17 protein-coding genes are annotated in these 19,960 nt (G+C 53.7%); 7 read left to right on the plus strand and 10 right to left on the minus strand.

Annotated features, from left to right (window positions below):
* Positions 1–10 precede the first annotated feature (10 nt).
* On the minus strand, positions 11–670 hold the full coding sequence (locus tag V6L81_RS17180) for a carbonic anhydrase (RefSeq protein ID WP_095020743.1): 660 nt from the start codon (positions 668–670) through the stop codon (positions 11–13).
* A gap of 110 nt (positions 671–780) precedes the next feature.
* Between V6L81_RS17180 and cynR the strand changes: the two genes are divergently transcribed.
* The 3 genes from cynR (at position 781) to V6L81_RS17195 (ending at position 2,636) form a co-directional block, all read left to right on the plus strand.
* Entirely contained in the window at positions 781–1,671 is an 891-nt protein-coding gene (cynR, locus tag V6L81_RS17185; protein WP_095020744.1) for a transcriptional regulator CynR, read from the plus strand.
* Positions 1,672–1,779: 108 nt separating this feature from the next.
* Positions 1,780–2,007 (plus strand): hypothetical protein, encoded by a 228-nt coding sequence (locus V6L81_RS17190; RefSeq protein WP_095018608.1) that lies wholly within the window; start codon positions 1,780–1,782, stop codon positions 2,005–2,007.
* Positions 2,008–2,012: 5 nt separating this feature from the next.
* On the plus strand, positions 2,013–2,636 hold the full coding sequence (locus tag V6L81_RS17195; protein ID WP_296302459.1) for a flagellar biosynthesis protein: 624 nt from the start codon (positions 2,013–2,015) through the stop codon (positions 2,634–2,636).
* 369 nt (positions 2,637–3,005) lie between these two features.
* Here the strand turns inward: V6L81_RS17195 and V6L81_RS17200 are convergent, their stop codons facing one another.
* Positions 3,006–4,361, minus strand: a complete 1,356-nt coding sequence (locus V6L81_RS17200) for a dicarboxylate/amino acid:cation symporter (protein WP_095020745.1) — start codon at positions 4,359–4,361, stop codon at positions 3,006–3,008.
* Positions 4,362–4,467: 106 nt separating this feature from the next.
* Positions 4,468–5,523, minus strand: a complete 1,056-nt coding sequence (locus V6L81_RS17205; RefSeq protein WP_296302440.1) for a tartrate dehydrogenase — start codon at positions 5,521–5,523, stop codon at positions 4,468–4,470.
* Between the two features lie 136 nt (positions 5,524–5,659).
* Here V6L81_RS17205 and V6L81_RS17210 point away from each other — a divergent pair, with 136 nt between their 5' ends.
* Positions 5,660–6,571, plus strand: a complete 912-nt coding sequence (locus tag V6L81_RS17210) for a LysR family transcriptional regulator (protein WP_095025354.1) — start codon at positions 5,660–5,662, stop codon at positions 6,569–6,571.
* A gap of 1,109 nt (positions 6,572–7,680) precedes the next feature.
* On the plus strand, positions 7,681–9,105 hold the full coding sequence (locus V6L81_RS17220) for a site-specific integrase (RefSeq protein WP_095025353.1): 1,425 nt from the start codon (positions 7,681–7,683) through the stop codon (positions 9,103–9,105).
* Positions 9,106–9,115: 10 nt separating this feature from the next.
* On the opposite strand, the gene V6L81_RS17225 is transcribed toward V6L81_RS17220, so the two are convergent.
* Positions 9,116–9,352, minus strand: coding sequence for a hypothetical protein (locus V6L81_RS17225; RefSeq protein ID WP_370688619.1), 237 nt, complete (start codon positions 9,350–9,352; stop codon positions 9,116–9,118).
* 60 nt (positions 9,353–9,412) lie between these two features.
* Positions 9,413–10,075: a hypothetical protein gene (locus V6L81_RS17230; protein WP_095025352.1), complete on the minus strand. Its 663-nt coding sequence runs from the start codon at positions 10,073–10,075 to the stop codon at positions 9,413–9,415.
* Positions 10,076–11,268: 1,193 nt separating this feature from the next.
* Here V6L81_RS17230 and V6L81_RS17235 point away from each other — a divergent pair.
* Positions 11,269–11,595: a hypothetical protein gene (locus V6L81_RS17235; RefSeq protein ID WP_095025351.1), complete on the plus strand. Its 327-nt coding sequence runs from the start codon at positions 11,269–11,271 to the stop codon at positions 11,593–11,595.
* 178 nt (positions 11,596–11,773) lie between these two features.
* Here the strand turns inward: V6L81_RS17235 and V6L81_RS17240 are convergent, their stop codons facing one another.
* Positions 11,774–12,445: an ankyrin repeat domain-containing protein gene (locus V6L81_RS17240; RefSeq protein ID WP_095023688.1), complete on the minus strand. Its 672-nt coding sequence runs from the start codon at positions 12,443–12,445 to the stop codon at positions 11,774–11,776.
* A gap of 645 nt (positions 12,446–13,090) precedes the next feature.
* Complete coding sequence (locus V6L81_RS17245) at positions 13,091–13,342, minus strand: hypothetical protein (protein ID WP_306300950.1); 252 nt, start codon at positions 13,340–13,342, stop codon at positions 13,091–13,093.
* Positions 13,343–13,466: 124 nt separating this feature from the next.
* Here V6L81_RS17245 and V6L81_RS17250 point away from each other — a divergent pair, with 124 nt between their 5' ends.
* Positions 13,467–14,342: a YafY family protein gene (locus tag V6L81_RS17250; protein WP_095023686.1), complete on the plus strand. Its 876-nt coding sequence runs from the start codon at positions 13,467–13,469 to the stop codon at positions 14,340–14,342.
* Here V6L81_RS17250 and V6L81_RS17255 read toward each other — a convergent pair.
* The 3 genes from V6L81_RS17255 to V6L81_RS17265 all read right to left on the minus strand — a co-directional run bounded on the left by V6L81_RS17255 (position 14,329) and on the right by V6L81_RS17265 (position 19,693).
* Positions 14,329–14,913 (minus strand): ankyrin repeat domain-containing protein, encoded by a 585-nt coding sequence (locus V6L81_RS17255; protein WP_256670551.1) that lies wholly within the window; start codon positions 14,911–14,913, stop codon positions 14,329–14,331. The genes V6L81_RS17250 and V6L81_RS17255 overlap by 14 nt on opposite strands.
* A complete protein-coding gene (locus V6L81_RS17260) occupies positions 14,906–18,274 on the minus strand; it encodes a TM0106 family RecB-like putative nuclease (protein ID WP_095025348.1) in 3,369 nt (1,122 codons plus the stop codon). The genes V6L81_RS17255 and V6L81_RS17260 overlap by 8 nt, the downstream gene beginning before the upstream one ends.
* A gap of 63 nt (positions 18,275–18,337) precedes the next feature.
* Entirely contained in the window at positions 18,338–19,693 is a 1,356-nt protein-coding gene (locus tag V6L81_RS17265; RefSeq protein WP_254925237.1) for a hypothetical protein, read from the minus strand.
* Positions 19,694–19,960 lie beyond the last annotated feature (267 nt).

Genomic DNA, 19,960 nt, shown 5'->3' on the forward strand with positions numbered 1-19,960 from the left:
ATAAACGAGTTCAAGCAGATTGCTTCTGTTGATAGGGAGCGGCACGTGCGCCGGGGTTGTCCACAAGGGGCGCAAACTTGCCGGTGTTACTATCGAAAGCATCCATACGGCCGCTCTCGATGTCATAGACCCAGCCATGCAGTGCTACGCGTCCCTCTTCGAGGGCCAGGCGTACCGATGGATGCGTCCGGATATTTGCCAACTGGGCGATCACGTTTTCTCGAACCATCGCCTCAACACTGCTGTGTGGGTCCTTATGTTTACGCGCTTCATTCACCACTCGAGCAGAGTCGGCGTAGCGTAACCAGCCTGCCACTGCGGGCATGTGATCCAGGCACTTGCAGGTGGCAATGGCAGTCATTGCGCCGCAATCAGAGTGCCCGCAGATAACGATGTCGGAGACTTGCAAGGCAGCAACGGCATACTCGACCGAGGCCGACACACCGCCAGGCTCAGGGCCGTAGGGCGGCACGATGTTGCCGGCGTTGCGAATGACAAACAGGTCGCCGGGCTCTCGCTGCGTAACCAGCTCCGGAACCAATCGGCTGTCAGAGCAGGAGATAAACAGAGCCCTTGGGCTTTGCTGATTAGCCAGATTCTTGAACAGGCCGGCGCGTTCCGGAAAAGCGTTAAGTTGAAACTTTAGAAAACCATCGATGATGTCTTTCATGGTGACTCCTCTTGGTCGCGATGCGTTGGAGCAGAGATTACGGAGTCCGTGACATAAGGTAAAAGTCTCATTTATGATGGAGTACATCAGATAATCTTATGGCTCTGAGCATGCTGGCACGTCACATCAAATACTTTCTCGCTGTGGCGCAACACCACAGCTTCACGAAAGCAGCTGCTGCGCTGCATGTTTCGCAGCCCGCGCTGTCACAGCAAGTCAGGCAACTTGAGGAAAGTCTTTCTGCCCAGTTATTTGACCGATCGGGACGTACGACGCGGCTGACTGACGCCGGCGAAGTGTATTTACGCTATGCACGCCGGGCTTCGCAGGAACTGGAGGAAGGAAAACGTGCAATCCATGACGTGGGCGATTTGAGTCGCGGGGCACTCAGGGTTGCATTGACACCGACGTTCACCACATATCTGGTCGGACCACTGGTCGAAGCTTTCCACAGCCGATATCCGAATATCACCTTGAACCTGCGTGAGATCGCTCAAGAACAGATGGAGGAGCTTCTGCTGGCCGATGAGCTGGACGTGGGTATCGCTTTCGAGGACGGGCACTCTCAGGACATAGAGACCCAGCCGCTTCTGATAGAAGCCCTCGCGCTGGTGGTTGGGGAAAGACACCCGTTGGCTGGACAGAGTGCTATTGACCTGGACGCTCTGAGTGCCGAATCACTGATCCTGCTCAGCGAAGAGTTTGCCACTCGCGAGCAGATCGACCGCTACTGTCGCCAGCACAACATTACCCCGCGGGTGAAAATGGAGGCCAATGTTATCGGTGCAGTCATCGAAGTGGTGCGCAGGACCACACTGTCGACCCTGTTACCGGCAACCGTCGCGCTTGCACATCAGGGGCTGTTTGCCATTGAACTAAGCCCTCAGCGACTGCACCGTACCGCCGTATTGATGCAGCGCAAAGGGGCCTACCAGACTTCAGCTGCACGTGCCTTCATCGAACTGGCCACAGACATTGCGGCCCAACTCGAGAAGAGATAAGGGCATCTGATAGGTGCCCGGAGTTGATACGCCCGCGCAGCACGTTCACGACTTTAAGTCGGGTCAGCTCCGAGGCGTGGTCAAAAAATCTTCAATGGATTGCAGCAGATGACCGAGACGGTCTTGCTGATCATCATTTCCTCAAGACAAAAAAAACCGCGAAATGCGGGTTCAGGGATTACGAGCAAAAGGCTAGGGCCAGAGCCGATTGCTTTCGTGCTGCTTGCTCTCTCAACCGCGCAAGTCAGCCAGGCGGTTGAGCTGCACATTGTCTTCTACACTCTTTTTCGCCAGCTTTTGGACAAGCCTATGAAGGCCAAATATAAAAGGGAGTAAGGATGATGGTTCGAAAAATTTTGGCCGTTGCGGCATTGGTACTGTTAGCCGGTTGCGCCACCAACAGGGCAGAAGTGGATGTTTTACGGCCGGGTGATACTCAGACACCGGCCCCCAGCAATGGCAAAAAGGTTTATATCAGCGCCGTTGATGATCGAGTTTTTCAAATCAAACCTTCCAGCTCCGACATACCTTCACTGAAGTACGACGAGATCGACGATAAGTCGATTACCGAGCGGGCCATCGCGCGTAAGCGCAATAACTTCAATATGGCGATCGGCGACGTGCTGCTGCCTGAAGGGCGCACAGTTTCAGAGCTGGTGGGTAATGCCGTAGCCACTGCCTACCGGCAGGCCGGATACGAGGTGGTCAGTAGCCCCGGTGCCCGTGATGTCAGTGACGTAAAAGTTAACATCATCGAATTCTGGTCATGGTATTCGGCTGAGGGAGTACTCGATAAGGTGCTACGCAACAAGTCGCTGTTGCAGATAAAAGCCCCTGGTACACCTGTACAGACCGTAAAAACGCTGGTCAGTGAGAACGTGAAAGTGGCCACAGATACTGACTGGAAAACCATCACCGAATCCGGACTCGAAGCCATCACCCAGGAAACCCTGAAGCAGCTCTAAGGGGCTCCTGCAGAACACAGTGCAGTGGCCGTCTACTTCAAGTACCAGCCCCCTGGTTGGTCATCGATTGATTCGGTCACTCAATATTTGTGGTTAGCCGTGTTGCCACGAGTGGCGATACATGACCAAGAACCACCAGACAGACCACGCCGATGTGATCTGGTGGGATATGGTTCCGGCCCTGAATATCAGTGAAATCAATAGGGTCGGGACGGAGTGATTCGAACACTCGAACCCTAGCACCCCATTCAAGCTGGACTCACTCAGCGCCAGTTAATACGGGACTCCAGCAACAGGCGCTCGCTGCATAGGTATTCGTGCGCCTGGGCCGCACGAATACCCTTACCCGAGCACTTCAGCAACACACATTTATACCTGGGAGGCACTTGCAAGGCTGGGCTGCAAGGCATTACCCATCACTGGACCAGAGGGATGAGCAGCCTCTTCGTGTACGAACTCTGGTTCAGGCTCCCCTCTTTCACCATTCAACGCCTTGTGCATTTTAACGGTATCCAGCGCCCCGACCCACTTGGCAATTGCCATGGTTCCGACACCATTGCCAATCGTGTTGGTGATCGCACGTGCTTCTGACATAAAGCGGTCAACTCCCAGCAGCAGCACCATTCCCGCAACCGGGATGGTCCCCAAAGAAGACAAGGTGGCGGCCAGGATAATAAACCCTGAGCCGGTGACACCTGCCGACCCCTTGGAGGTGAACATCAAAACTGCCAGAACGATCAATTGATCAGTGAGGGTAAGCGGCGTGTTGGTTGCCTGGGCGATAAAAATCGCAGCGATGGTGTAATAAATCGCCTGACCGTCCGGATTGAAGGTCAAGCCGGAGGGAATGATCATCCCGGCGACAGGCTTGGAAACTCCGGCCTTTTCCATTTTTGAAATCATTTGCGGCAACACCGACTCCGAAGAACTGGTGCCCAGTACGGTGAACAACTCCTCCTTGATAAATTTAAGGAATTTCCACAGGCTGAAACCGCTGTACCGGCATATGGGCCCCAGAACAAAGATCACGAACACCGCGCAGGTCAAGTACACGCAGGCCATCAACTTGCCGAGGGAGAACAGCGAGCCGAAACCGTATTTGCCGATTGTGAATGCAATGGCCCCAAACGCACCGACAGGCGCCAGGCGCATAACCATATTGACGATGCGGAACATGCCCTGCATCAAGCTATCCAGTGCATCGACAAAGATTTTCCCGCGCGGTCCGACCTGGGCAAGGGCGACGCCCAGAAGGACGGAAAACAGCAATATCTGCAGCACATTCCCCTTGGCAAAGGCATCCACAATGGTATCGGGGATGATATTCATGGCGAAGTCCATGAATGAATCATGCTTCACCGCCGAGGTATAGGTGGCGAGACTCGACGTATCGAGGCTTGCGACATCAATATTCATGCCTGCACCGGGCTTGAATACATCGACCACCACCAGGCCGACCACGAGCGCCAGGGTCGACACAACCTCGAAATAAATCAAGGCACGAAAGCCTACCCGCCCAAGCTCCTTCATGTTTTCCATGCGTGCGATACCCGTGACGACAGTCAGGAAGATCACCGGCGCGAGGAGCATTTTGATCAGTTTGATAAACGCATCGCCCAAGGGTTTGAGTGCAGCCCCGGTTTCAGGAACCAGCACACCGACGATAGCGCCAAGAACGACCGCAATAAGTACTTGTATATAAAGTTTGCCGAATATTCTTTTCATGACAGGGCCCTGATTTTTATTGTTGTCAGGAAATGCCAAGGAGTCAGACCCAATAATCTGCCCCTTGACGTAGTGCCGCAGTACTACTTTGAATCGCTGGGACGCTTCAACGGTTGATCAACGCAATGACTGCATCCGTGATCTGCCGTGTAGTGGCCGTACCGCCCAAATCAGGAGTATGCAAACCGCTTTCAGTCACAGCCTCGATGGCGGACATCAGTTGTTTTGCCGCGGCGGTCTCACCCAGGTGTTCCAGCATCATCACTGCCGTCCAGAAAGTCGCAATCGGGTTCGCCACACCTTTACCGGTGATATCGAATGCAGAGCCGTGGATCGGTTCGAACATCGAAGGGAATTTGCGCGACGGGTTCAGGTTGGCAGTCGGCGCAATGCCAAGACTGCCGGATAGCGCCGCCGCCAGATCGGACAGAATGTCGGCGTGCAGGTTAGTAGCGACAATCACGTCCAGTGTGGAGGGTTTGAGCACCATGCGCGTAGTGACGGCATCGACCAGTTCTTTATCAATTTTAACGTCTGGAAAATCCTTCGCGACTTCATAGAAAATCTCATCCCACAGCACCATGCCGTGTCGCTGGGCATTGGACTTGGTGACCATGGTCAGGTGCTTGCGTGGGCGGCTTTGCGCCAGTTCGAAAGCAAAACGGTGGATGCGCTCGACTCCAACACGGGTAAAGACCGACACTTCCGTGGCGACCTCTTCCGGCAGGCCACGGTGAACGCGACCTCCATTGCCGGAGTACTCACCTTCGGAGTTTTCCCGCACCACTACCCAGTCAATCTGGTCACCATTGACCAGTGGGCTCTTTACCCCAGGCAACACACGAGCCGGACGCACGTTGGCGTACTGATCGAAGCCCTGGCAGATCGGCAAACGCAGGCCCCACAGGGAAATATGATCCGCGACGTCAAGCGCACCCACGGCGCCAAAGAAAATCGCATCGAAGGTTTTTAGCTCTTCCAGCCCGCCTTCAGGAATGTAGTAACCATGCTTCAGGTAGTTATCCGAGTTCCAGTCGAAGTGTTTGAAATCCAGTTCGAAGCTGGATTTTTCCGACAGGGCCTGCAGCACCTCGACACCCGCTGCAATAACCTCAATACCAATACCATCACCTGGAACCGCTGCAATTTTGTATGTGCTCATGATCAACTCCGCGCTCAAAACGTTCTTGTTTTGCCTGTCGAACGGTCTGTTCAATCAGGGTGTGAACGGAGTATATGTAGTGAATAAATAAGTGTGAGTTACTCAGAATCACTACATAAATAACTTTGAGTTACCAATGAGCCCAACCCTGGATCTGTCATTTTTTTATCTTCTGGCCAACAAAGGCAGCCTGGCTGCCACGGCCAGAGAGCTCGGCATCACACCGCCAGCAGTGAGCAAGCGCCTTACTGCGCTTGAGGCTCGATTGGGGGCACGCCTGGTGAATCGCACCACACGTTCAATGAGCCTGACCTCAGAAGGTGAACTGCTTTTTTCCCACGCGGCCCGGATCCTGACGCAGATCGATGAGGTCGAGCAGCTGATCAACAGCAGCCAGGCTGAGCCAAAAGGCTTGATCCGCGTCAACGCATCGCTGGGCTTCGGACGCCGTTACATCGGTCCTGCCCTTGGCGCATTTTTCAAGAAACACCCCCAGGTGGAAGTACAACTGGAGATCAGCGATCACCCGCTCGACCTGACGACCCATGGGTTTGACCTTGGCATTCGTTTCGGCACACTGGCGGATGCAGCTTTTCATGCGCGAAAGATCGCTTCCAACCGCCGATTGCTATGCGCCTCACCGTTGTACCTGGAAAAATACGGTGCTCCGCAACGTCTGAGCGATTTGCAGCAGCACAACTGCATCTTCCTGCGGCAGAACGAAACGCCTTACGGGGTGTGGAGCTTTACCGACGGTGGCCGTACGCAAAACATCAAGGTACGCGGCGCCTTGGGCTGCAACGACGGTGAGGTAGCCCTGAACTGGGCGCTGGAGGGGCATGGGATTCTGCTGCGAGCTGAATGGGACATCGCCAGATATGTCCGTAGCGGCCGATTACGACTAGTACTCGAAGACCAGACACCGACCCGTGCCGATGTTTACGCGGTATATCCGCAGCAGTTACACCTGTCCACACGAGTGCGCAGCCTGATCGACTTTCTGGTTGAGCGCTTCAAGGACATTGATCATCTGGAGGGCGAGTTGTAGAGCCATTGCCCCCCTGTCTCCTCCCCCACCTGCTGCCTGCGCAACCAAGCCGCCAGGCTACCAGGCTACCAGGCTGCCGCAGCAGGCACTGGCGACGAGTAAGTCGCACGCCCACCGGACTGATGAACAAACCTCATAAACCCTTGCCAATTTACCCATCTAGTGCTCATGCGCCATCTCGCATGCTGTCACCCAAACGCGAATAACGAGAGCCCGAAATGCACATGCGTACACTCGGCAACAGTTAACTCGAAGTATCAGCGCCGGGACTGGACTGCATGGGTTTAAGCCATGGCAGTGGCACGACGACGGACACACCACAAGCCATTACGCTTGTCCGCTCGGCGATGAGGCGATGAGCAACGATAAAGCGTCAGGATCTGCTGCTCGCCTGTTGATTGTGCTGGTTGGTATTGCGGTGGTGTTGGCCCAGGTGACCGCCTGGGTGGCCGTAGGGTATTGCGCAACAAGACGTTGAGAATCGAACGGGCAAAGATCATCTGGCAAACCCTAAGACGCTTTGCACAGGCTAACGCAGGCTTTGCAGATTACCTGTCAGCCGAGCAGCACGCAGTCCTAGGTCCTAGCCATTTCGATACCTACCACGTCCCTGTTGTGCCTGTCTCCCGTCCTGCTGTTACACCGCTGGGCATACCTTCCAATTGACCACCTTCTCGCGATCACCCGGCACGGGCTCTGCTTTGCAAAAGATGGCAGATAAACGACGAGGACTGCTGGTATGTGCTGGGCAGCAATGCTCGCCTGGGCACAAACTCAAACTTCAAGCCCTGATTGCCGCGAGCAATAACAGGCACAAGTTTCCTGCTGGTAAGGGTCCAAGTAGGGGCCTTTTTTTAGGCATGAAAAAGCCCAACGGATTAGGTTGGGCCAAGTCATTGAAAAAGATGGTCGGGACGGAGTGATTCGAACACTCGACCCCTAGCACCCCATCGCGTTTTGAGCGATTCGTCGGGAAACGTCCTGACCCTAACCATCACGATCTATGCTTTAAAAACAGTGGCTTAGGTGATCATCTGACGTGCAGCACGTCCCATGCTTTCCCACCTAATCCCGGTATCTGGTGGGGGGTTTAGTGGGGGGTATTTTCAATGGTGAAAATCACGATCAAAGAGCTCGAAGCGCTCAGCAGCACCGACCATGGCAGGACGCTTCGAGAAGATGGCAATCTGATTGGCAAAGTCCTTATGCACAAGCAAGGGCTCTCCGTTCAGTTCCACTACCGCTTCAAGTGGGAGGGTAAATACAAGGACTTCGCCTGCGGTACATGGCCACGCACAAGGCTGCTGCACATTCGCGATGCTCGCGACTCGGCAAAACAGCAGTTGAAACAGGGCATCAACCCTTGCGCTCAGAAGCGAGCCGTGAAAATACAAGCGCACGCAAAGGTGGTTGAAGTTGTAGCCACCGAGAGTCTAGCTGACACGGACTGCCTGACCTTGGGCGAGCTGTTCGAGACCTGGCTACGTGATGGCGTGGCACGTAATAACGCCAATGCTGAATTGCGCCGCAGCTTCAGCAAAGATGTGTTACCGCCACTGGCTAACAAACCGTTGAATGATGTCACCGAGCACGACCTTAGAACCATTCTGCGCAAAGTCATTGCGCGCAATGCCCCCAGACGGGCGATCAGCCTCTTTGCCGATATCACCCAAATGTTGTCCTGGGCTGAAAAACGTCAGCCTTGGCGCGCACTGCTCATTGATGGCAACCCTGCCCACCTGATCGACATCGACCTGCTGCTGCCCGAAACGTACGAGGAGGAACGCAGCCGCATTCTGTCGCACGATGAATTACGCGAACTGCATCAGAAATGCACAGGCATGGCGGATGTTTACAGCGCGCTCCCGGCTGGGCAGAAGTACGGCGGTATACGTCCGCTCAAGAAGGAAACCGAACTAACGCTCTGGATCTGTCTGGGCACCTTGTGTCGGATAGGCGAACTGCTCGCCGCCGAGTGGCGCCATGTGAACCTAGACAGTGGCGAGTGGTTTATCCCGGCCAAGAACGTCAAAGGCCGGCGGGGCAAGAAGCAGGACCACCACATCTTCCTCTCGCCTTTTTCACTGCATTACTTTCAAGTGCTCTACTCGCTGACAGGGACTACCCCTTGGTGCTTTCCGGATAAAGACGGCACAGGCCCGGTCTTCTCGAAAACCGTCAGCAAGCAGGTGGGGGATCGCCAGGAAATGTTCAAGAAGCGCAAGCCGCTTTCCAGGCGCCGCCATGACAACAGCCTGGTTTTAGCCAAAGGTACCAATGGCGCGTGGACACCCCATGACCTGCGCCGCACCGGTGCGACGATGATGCAAGCCTTGGGCGTCAACCTGGATGTGATCGACCGTTGCCAGAACCACGTGCTGGCCGGGAGCCGAGTGCGTCGTCACTATTTGCATCATGACTATGCGCGTGAGAAGGCGGAAGCCTGGGCGCGTCTGGGCACCCAGCTGGAATCCATCATCTTTCCAAAGGGTATGGAGCATACGCAACAGGTGCCCGAACAAAAAATCTTGTGAAGAATTCAATTCAGTTGCGGGCCAATCCCAACGTCAACAGTTCCTTGCGTAACAGCGAACGCTCAAGCACAGCCATTCGAGCCTGCCAGTCGGTCAACAGCAATTGGCTCAACTTTTGTTGGCTGATCAAGGGCTCAGCCAGAAAAAAGTTTTTGCACTCGCGAATGCTGATGACGAGGAAAAACCAGTCCCCACCCTGCTCCGCCAGCCAGTTACCAATCGTTGAGCGAGCGGATTCGTTAACCAAACCCTCATTCGAAGCTCACACATCAGCGCTACCAAACTGTCAGCCCAACCCGATACTGCGTTACGAATTTAACAAATTCAGACTCGGGCACACCAAGCGCACCATTTTGTCCGCCTTGCGACGATAGTTATAGTTATCATCCGAGGTCCAGACATAGGCCTTCAGCCAGATGGTCATGCTCAGGTACTGAAATCTGATACAACTTTCGCCGTCCAGCCTCTTCAGTGATCGATTCACTTTCCGCTCACGCTCAAATACAGTGGCCACCAGGCCAACTCGGTAGTCCAGCGACTTATCCTGCAAAGATTTAACCGAACGGAAATCCCCTTCGGAAAATCGATAGAGATGACGGCGTTCAAGCTCGAGCTCGGTTTTTATTTCATCGTCTTCGAAGCTGTATGGGTGACTGTGATAGTCACCCAAGTAGCAGACTTCGGGGAAAAACGTGTCGATAAAGCCTTGTTTCAGCTCTTGCGCTTCATCGGTAAAAGCAACCGAGCTCTGGTCTCTTTCAACCGCGGTGGATGTGTCTGCCAGTACCACCCTGTAGATCATGTCTCTACCGATTAATGGCTGATCGTACCCCCACAGGTGCCCGAATGTTTCGACGCGCGCAGCCGAGTCGCCGCCGTTCAAGACGTGCTCCAGTTTGTAGGCTTCCAGCGCAGACGTGACAATGCTGAAAAATGCTTGCTCGGATATTGAAACTACTGAATCGATCACAACGTTCCTTAATGATTTAGACGTGGGAGGGATTACCTACTTCACGCTCATACTACAGAAATGGCTTTTGGCCATCAGTATGTCGATACCTTGAAGAAAGTGAAAGCGCATCCCCCCGCCAAGGACCATCGATAGTGGCGAAGATAGACATGGGCCGTACGCACGTTAAGTACTTCGCCAAGCGGGATGAGCCACTCGCGATGGTTCGCAGCCTAAGCAGTGAATGCAAAAAAGCCCAACGCTGGAGCTGGGCTTTGAGTTACAAATTTATTGTGGAGCCCTACTTTTGACTCATTTTGATTGCTTCCGCACTTTCGATAGTGCTTATCTGACTTTCGATCAACTTACCAACAGCGAGGGTGTAAGCCGCACGCTTTTGCTGTGGGGTAGTGTTGCGAAAAAGTCAGACATTGGGGCTGATGCCACCTCCACATCGTCTCTCATGACGTGGCCTTGGTTAAATAGTGTTCAAGTCCAACAGATTCTTAGGAATGGTTAACCAGCGCGTCAATGCATCGCCATCAAGATCAATGCCGATCTCACTTATCTGCCCATCACTGTCCCTCCCCATCAAATCGACGTGCAGATCAGTACTAAAAGATTTTTTCAGCTGTCAAAAAGTCTCTATTGAGAAGAAAAATTCGCCGCACCAACTCCGCACAGAGAATACTTCGTCCTTCGGTGATCTCGTGCGCAACAACAAAACCAGACTAGCTCTGGCCGCTGGTACACATACACGACTTGAACAGCACGCCCTCGAACAAAGAAACTCTCAATGTTATTAATGAAGCTTTGGAACCCGTCTTACTCATCATAATAAATGCGGTAGTGGCGTCGCCGCATAGAGCGTTCACGCTGAGCACACTATAAAATCAGAAGACTTCAAACTTTATCACAAATTCAACTGCCAACAACACTTACCCCCCTAGTGCACACCTGAGCTGTAACGCCACGTAAAAATCAAGCATCACTTTAACATCAAAGCCAACACCTAACTTCATACCTAGACTCATTGGACCGTGCATACCCCCCCATAACCCAAGTACCGACCTAGCACTCAAACAATTGAACACAATTTAAAATATAACCATATTAGAGAATAGTATTTTTATCTTCACCTTAAGTGATACTGTCACCATAAGCCGCGCACAGCGCGCGACACATAATGCCACTACACCCTAAGGGCGAATCAAATGACAACACACCATTTCCTGTTTACTTATTCGATTTCTCCGATCGAAGGCTCTGATAACGCAGCCAAAACAGCTGACAAAGTAAGAAAAGGCATCGCCAATATAGCAAGCCCTGACTGGGTCAAACTCTCTACAGTCGAAACCACTTTTTCCGGTCGGGTGACACTGACAGCGGAAACTGTCTGCGAAAAAAGAGAGGAAGCAAGGGACATTATCGATCGTGAGCTGAGAGGTGTCATTGATTCCTATAAAGCGCGTTGCGATATACGGGCCAATATTTCCATACTGGTTGATGGACTGGGGCCGCGCATGGATATCATCATATAGTCACGCGTTTACCTTTAGTCGTTTACAATTTAAAACATGGCAACATCACGCCTTCGCACTGTCACCCCAAAAACTTGGCCAGCTCCATCTAGATTTATCTTCACCTGACAGTCACCCTCTACACCCAGTGACTGTCAGATCAAGCCAAGAGTTTTTCAGCTAATAGCCCTATAAAAAACTAACGATCTTTACGTCTGGGTAACATTTCCTTCAAGCCTGCACTCATTTTGTACATGACTCGCACCGAGGTTATGTAATTGTCGATCTCCCAGATCAAAAGCTGCTGCGCTATATCTTGATGATCCTCAAGAACGGCCAAGTTGCGCGCAGTATTCCCGTCATGGTTCTTCGCATCAATATCCACGTTGAACATGAAGTGCTTTTCAGAAAAGTGCTTAACTGCCTTGAGGTGACCGTTTGCGGCTAACCAGTGGATCGGTGTATTACCTCCCTTATCACGGGAATTAAGACATCCGCCCTCCCTGTATCGTTTTTCCAGCGTCTTCAGCTTTCCCTGCTTACCAGGCAGATGGACGTAGTTATCATTTTCGATGAAGCGACCAACGCCCCTCGCTTCGAGGTTTGACTTCTCCCCCTCTGCGCCGTTCGCCTCTAATCGCTCGATGAAGGAAGTCCGGTTTAAACAATAAGCGATGTCCAGTGGTGTATGCCCTGCAAAATTCCTGGCATTTAATGCTAACAGCTCGAGCGACGACAGATGATTCGTGTTGTCGAGAAGCACTGCGGCATGCCAGTCACCCATACCGTGATCAAGCATATCGCCGACACAATAGCTTGTCGGCGCTAGCGTTTGTTCAAGCAGCGTGAGTAATTCGGGTGCGTAAGCCATGGCATCTTTTCCTGAATAGTTCACCTAGCAGCAATTCGTAATAAGACTATTGCATAGGTGCAGTTAATTCGAATTATTTTTTGAAAGGTGCAGATCACGCAACATGAACACCGCTCCCGAAGCCCAGCGGTATCTTGCAAGCCAACCCGCCTCACCGGATTCGGCCCAATAGCCTGACGCTCTTCTGCCGTAAGCCTTTGAACCGGCGCTGCACGATGGCCATTGACTGTGTTCTGTTCCGTCCCAGCTTTAGCTGAAGCAGGTATATTTCCAATCTACTTGAGATTCAACAAAAGCCATCCGACCGCATTCCATACTCCCCACAATATAAATGCGCCAGTCAAGCTGCTTAAAACTCTAGCCAGCCATGAAATATCCCTGTTTAAAATAGCTAACACACCTGCGATTCCAACAACAAAAAATCCCAAAGCAAGAAAAATTATAATAAACCAGCCCATCGCATCCTCAGTAATTATTAGTCTAAAAATAGATCCAGCCACTCCCCCAGGGCCTCTCGAGTACCAGGAGGGCACGTGCCGTGCGGTGTTGCTTTGCTTCAACGTTTCAGACCCCAGGTAGACCCGGTGTAATGGGCCGCTGCTGGGTCTGTCCTTAAACTGACGGCGACAGAGACTGGGCGTTCTCTTATCCCCCTGTCGGGATCAATTCCTGCAAAATCACCAGCTTTTTTTCCAACACCTCAACGCGTTCTTTTTCATCCCGCAGCGCAGTACGCAGTTCTCGTTTTTCCATTTCCAGAATCTGTACCCAGCGCACATCTTTTTTGAATCGCTGAGCCATTCGCCAGAGCTCATTTATTCTCAGACTCTGCTGCACAAGGACCAGCAAGACTGCCATCAGCATGATCAATACCACGGTCAGAAATTCCTCCGACATACCCATATCCACGCCCTTAATGACTTTGATTCATTCCGAAAACAAATACACGATATGTAATGATTCACGACAGGTCTAGAATGTAGACTTATACAGGTAAAGTTTTCAAACACATGGAGCGGGTATGAAACGCAAGCAATCCATCGAACAAGTGCGCTGGGATCTGGCACTTCGCTATCGTTTGATCGAAACCGTCGCCTGGTGGGAAGGCCGACTGACCACAGGACACTTGATTCAAAGCTTCGGCATTAGCCGCCAGCAAGCCTCCAAGGACATCAACACCTACATCAATGAACATGCGCCCCGAAACTTGACATATGACAAGCAACGCAAGGGCTATGTCCCAAGCAAGCAGTTCAAACCACTATTCATCGATGACAGCGCCAGTGCCTACCTGCACCTCCTTTACCAGAACAATGAGCGGGCACCGCACATCGATGGATTGGCCCTGGCCTACGCCCATACCAAGGTGCTCGAAGTGCCAGACCGGCCGATTCGGCCTGAAATTCTGCGGCCCTTGCTCGCAGCTTGTCGAGACGGTTTGCGCTTAGAAATCGAGTACGTTTCGCTTAACACCCCAAACGTGGAAATCCGCCTGATTGCCCCGCATACCCTGGTGTACTCCGGGATGCGCTGGCATGTGCGCGCTTACTGTGAGAAAAATCGTCAGTACCGCGATTTTGTGTTGAGCCGACTACGCGGTGACCCAGACCTGCTGGACGCTTCAGAAAACACCCGCGAGCTGGATGAAGATTGGAATACCGAAGTACCGATCATTTTTACCCCCGATAGCCGCCTAAACGCCGCGCAACAATGCATTATCGAAACCGACTTTGGCATGACGGAGGGGAAACTGGTGGTCTCCAGTCGCAAGGCATTGGTGAAGTATGTATTGGCCCGCTATCAGGTCGACCCGAGAAACCAGGCCACCAACCCAGAGGCCCAGCAGATCGTGGTCAGCAACATCAAGGAACTGAGGCCATGGCTTATGCATGATTGAGGCCCATCTCCTGCCAAAGACGTAGCGCACGGAGGTAGTTGTCGGTTTCAGCCGTCAGTAACTGATGCGCCAGCGCATGATGGCTGTTGAGCAGGGCAATATTTCGCACGGTATTGCCCTCGCCGTTCTTACCGCTCAGATCAAGGCCATACATCGCACAGTGGGTAATGAAATACCCGGCGGCCCTCAAGTGACCATTGATCAGCAGCCAATGCAGCGGCGTGTTGCCCTGTCCATCACGATCATTGAGGTTCGCGCCCAATCGGTAACGAGCCTGCAAGGTTTTGACATTGCCATACCGGGCAGGCAAATGAATGTACTTATCGTAGGGCATCAAGCTTCCCCGCCCGACCCAGTCCAGTGGCTGCCGCTTGCCTTGCGCACCCAGAGACTCCAGCGTGTCTATCAGGCTGCTTCGGTTCAGACAATAGGCTAGGTCAAGCGGCGTGTTGCCAATCAGATCACGCTGATTCAATCCCAGCGGATTGAAAGGCGGCGTACCTTCGAGCAATACACAGCGGTGCCAGTCGCTAAGACCAAGCTTGGCCCAATCATCGTGTCGATCAAGCATGGTGATGGGTCGCGCCGTATCTGACCGCCATGCACAGACCATTGACCAGACTCATGTCATGGGGCGTGATGCAGCGCACAGCGGTCAGGTCCGGGCTGGCGACGATACACGCCAGGGATTTGGCGCGACTGACGGCCACGTTCAAACGGTTTTTCGAGTACAGAAAGCCAATGTCACGCGGAAGGTAATTTTCATTGGAAGTCGCCATCGATACGATAACAATTTCCGCTTCCTGCCCTTGGAATTTATCCACTGTTCCCACCCGCGCGCCTGAGGGCAAAACTTGTTTGAGCACTTGTACCTGCAAGTTATAAGGCGCCACCACCAGGATATTATCAACACCGATCGCCTGTTCCTCACCGTCGCTATCGATAAACCGTTGCCGCGAAAAATACGCATAAAGTGCCTGGACCTGTGCCGCCTCTTCATCCGAGCTCTGACTATTGCCATCGTGCTTCACAGGGCAAAACATCAGCCCACTGTTCGGCACCTCCGGTCGTTGCCCATCAAGTGACAATACCCGGCGATCGGTACCTGGCGCTGAAGACAGTTGCCCTTCGTACACGGCATGCGAAATAAACGAACATACGTGCGGGTGCATCCGCCAGGTTTGCGCCAAGAACACCCCACGATCAGACGCGATGGTGGGCGTGCCATCCAGTAGATAGTCGAGTATGGAATCGCCAGAGCGGCCCGGGTGCACGCCTTGCACTGGCTGCGACAATTGCATCTGGTCGCCCATCAGAACGATGTTGCGTGCAGCCATGCCCATCGCCACCAGATTCGCCACGCTCACTTGTCCGGCCTCATCGATGAACAGGTAATCCAGCTGCTCGGTAAACGTCTCGTCGGCCAGTATCCAGACGGTACCGGCGGTCAAGTCAATCGAGGGGCTCCAGGCCGTGAGAAAGGCTTTTTTGTCCTCGATGGAGTGAATACAGCGGCCATTGAACTCATTGCCATCCCCGTCCGAAGATTTTTTCAGACCAGTGAAGGTGAGTCCGTCTTCTTGCGCACGTGCTTCAACCGCCGCCAGCAGGTTATTAATAGCGTGGTGCGAATTGGAGGTTACACCGATACGTTTGCCCGCCTTGAGCAAATCGACAATGACGTGCGAGCCGGTGTAGGTTTTGCCGGTACCCGGTGGCCCCTGAATAAACAGCACGCTGCTCTCAAGGTTGCGTACCACCTGCTTGATCGCGTCCAACGGCACCAGGTTCGGGGCCAGCAGGGGCGTGCCCGGCTCGATACCGCTCACCCGTGGACCGCGTCGATGCAGGAAGTCTGTCACCGCCTGAAAACGCTGCTCGCCAGCCAGCACGCTGTCGGCATAGCGAAACAGCGCCTCGCGCAACGAATCTGTCGGGATAGGCCGGCCGGGAATCATATCGAAAAAGGCCGGCGGCGCCTTTTTCTCGGTGGCCTTGAACGTCGCCAAGCCCTGCTCATGATCCAGACGATACAACTCAATGTTGTCCTGAGTCTCGGCGACCAAGCCCTTGGAGCCTGTACGTAATTTGGTCTCTTGCGGTTCGAAGCGGTACTCAAACAAAAATGACCGACTGATCGGCTCACGCGGTGTTTCCGTGCGCTGCAACCCTGCAAGGCTTTCTATGTCTTCCAGCAGCTCCTCGGTGGTCATGTCCTGGCGGCTGAACATCTGCCACCAAGTCGGCTTGTCGGCACGACGGTGGAAATCGAGCAGTTGGAAAGTCAGCAGGCGAACTGGGTCCTCGACGGGTGGCTCGCCAAGTAAACGATGGCGATAGTGCTCCAGGCGAATTTCCAAGTCTGTTTGCTCGGCGACGGATTTTTCGCTCGCGGGCTCAGGCCCAACAAAAACGCCCGTATTTGACGGTTTGATTGCCAGCAGCCAGTTACGCAACAGGTAAGTGGAGAGCACATCGTCTTCGTTATAACGCTCGATTTTCTCAAGCAATGCCGACTCGCCAGTCTCTTTCCAGCGCTCATAAAACACGATACTCGCGCCGGCATTGGTCACGTCGCCGTCGCGCTTGCCCATGTAAAAATGCTCGATATTTTTAATCGAGTAGCTGGGCTCAGACACCCGGATAGCTTCGCGCACGACCTTGTACAAGTCGATCAGTTTGCCGTTGCGCAGCAACCAGTCCACTTGCGCTTCACGCGTCCCGTGTTGACTCATCAGGCGCTTGATAGCGGTTTCTTCATAACTGGCGTAATGGTAAATATGCGCGTCGGGGTAACGTTTTAAATGGCCGATTACCCAGTCAATAAACTGCTCGAAGGCGAGCTTTTCTTCATCTCGGGTATGCGCCCAAAAGGGTTTGAAGATTTGTTGCCCGCCCTCGTCAATGTACAGGCCGAAGAGGTATTCCAGGCCACCCTCTTCCAGCGGATTGCCCTCCATATCGAAGAACAGGTCGCCCTCCACGGCATAGGGCATCCGATAAAAGCCACGTCGCTCACTCAACATGGGAAGCAGCTCGAACAGCGGGGCCTCACTAGAACGGCCCTGAAACTGCAAACGCGCCTGATGCCGCAGCTTGCTCAATGATTCGGTCTGCAGTTTTGGAATACGCAGGTCGTCAGTGCTCTCCGCCAACTGGTGCAATGTGGTGACACCAGCACCCTGTAATTTCTGGATTTGCGAACGGCTGATACCCGCTACCGCCGAAAGGTGGTCGTCATGCTGTCGTTGATCGTCGCAGCGATCACGCCAGGCACAGAAACCACAATGCCCGCACGGCTGCGGGTAGGTAGGCGGTCGCTCGGCGCCGTTCACGAACCCGTCAAAGCGCTGCAACACATGCTCCAGATAATCGGCGTAGTCGGCGACGCGAAACGCCTGTTCAGTACGCGCAGCATCACCGAGCACGACGTACATATACTGGGGTTGTACGCCCTGGATCGAGGTCAACATTCGCGAATAAAACGCCACCTGCACCAGAAACTTGGCCTTGGCTGTTTTCGCCAGTTTGGTGTCGATCACCTCATAGCTGTGGTCGCCCAGCGCCGACGCCCGTGGCACTTTACGCAGGAAGTCGGCATGACCAATAAACGCGCCTTCCTGAAACGACGCTTGGAAGATAACCTCGGCGCCAGCTTTCATGGCCTCAATGGTCAGCGCCACACGACGAGCAACACTCGGATTGCCTTCAGCAATGTCAACCACGTTGGCATATTTGCGTTTGAGCTCCTCGAAAAAGGCCGCCTCATGGGCCAGGCCTTTGTCCTGGATCAGACGGTTCTGGTCGCTTGCTGCCGCCTTCTCCATCGGCATCACAAGGTGCTGAAGGTCTAGCGCCGTCAGGTGCTGGCACTCAAGAAAATTGCAGATATCTGAAGCAGAGTACAACTGAGTTCCGTTGCGCGCTTGCATGGTCGGTTCCTGTTCGGCGAAACGTCCAGGAACGCTTCATGCTGATTGAGTATCGTGCGTGTATCAGGCGTCGACCGCACATCCGCAGAAAAACTGCTCAAACAAGGTCGTTGGCAAGTGTTGGGCATCAAGCAAGCCAAAGTGTTTGCCCACGTTGCGCCCCACCGCCAGCAGTGTTCTTGCCGCGTTCTCGGTACCCGCATATCCGGCGCTAAGGACGTAAGCAACGCGTGCCTGATCGGTCTTCGCTCGTAAATACGCGTTACCCGTGATCAATACATCCACCAGACACACGTGTACACGCTCATCACCCAGGGTGAATGGCTCCAATGTCGGTGTAGCCAATGCCGCACGCAATCCATCCTGGCCACCTCTGACGATTTGCTCAAGCGCTGCCAGTGGCCGTTCGAACAGATCGAACTCCTGAATGGAAAACGCAAAGCAGTAGCCCATAGCAGTCGCGCGGGTTGGCGGTTGCTCATTGCGTGGATTGGCTACCTGCCAGGCAACGAAGTTGGCTTTACTGTCGAGCGCGCCGCTGAGACGAAAAGTCAGATAATCCTGAAGAACCTGACTGAACGGATGCCCGGTCGGCACCCATCCAGTGCCCGCACGCTCGCGGCTCTTCGCATCATTCGCTGCCCCTGCAGCCTCCGAATCTGCCGCCAGCGGCACTCCAAAGCACTGCAGGTCATACCCAAGCATAAACAGGCAGGCCTCAAACGCGTGGCACCGTGCAGGCAACGCACCTTGGCCGGCGAACCAGTCTGTGCGCTGAAGCAAAGCTTGGATTATCCACCCCAATCGCACTTGCCAGCGGGCCCATGACTCATAACTGATTGAAGAAAACTGTGGCGCAGCCAGCCCGTTCACAAACGCCCCGGGGTTGCGGATCTGGCTGCCGCGAGCGGCTCCGGACGGGAACGCCAGCAAGGGTTTGCCGCCCCCCGCCCATTGCTGGCGAAACAGCGAATACAGCATGCCAATCGCCGCGCCAACGCGACTGTCATAGATGGGTGACCCCGATGCATCAAGCAAGGCATGAACCTTGGTAAGACCGGCATCGAAACGCTCGACACTGCTTGCATCCAGTTCATTCAGATCACTGCTACCGTCAAGCGACATCAGGCCTGCCATCTTTTTCAGGTAGCTGGACAACTCACCTTGCGCAGCCAACCGGTGCAAAAACGGAATGGCGCCTCGCACGCCCCCCCAGCGAAGAATCTGCAAGCACGCCTGCAGCGCTTGTGTTTCATCCCCTTGGTTGACCGCGCTCGTCAGCCACTCACGCAGTTGCCCAAGAGAGCGTTGCGTGTCAGCCCAGGTTTGTGAATCCACTGGGCTTTGGTTGGCATCCTGCCAAGTTGCCTTCCAACGGTAATGCTCTAGCACCTGCTCGATCCCCTGGACATCAGCCATTAAACCGCCCGGCACAAATTTGCTCGATTTAAAACGTAAGGTGAAAGTCAGCGTCGGTAAGTTCGCTGCCAGCCAATTGAGGAAAGCCCCAACTTCTGGTTGTGCCAAGAACTGTGTACGCGTCATGCAGGCTGCCTTGCAGGTAATGTCGAATGGCCATACCCTAAGCAAATGCACTGGCCCCGTCCATGTTGTTTGTCTGTACAGGTAAACAAATAGCGCAGGTTATGGGCTCCCGGATAAACACTCTTCTGCCAACGCCAAGCC

Source organism: Pseudomonas bubulae (assembly GCF_037023725.1).
Taxonomy (GTDB): Bacteria; Pseudomonadota; Gammaproteobacteria; order Pseudomonadales; family Pseudomonadaceae; genus Aquipseudomonas; species Aquipseudomonas bubulae.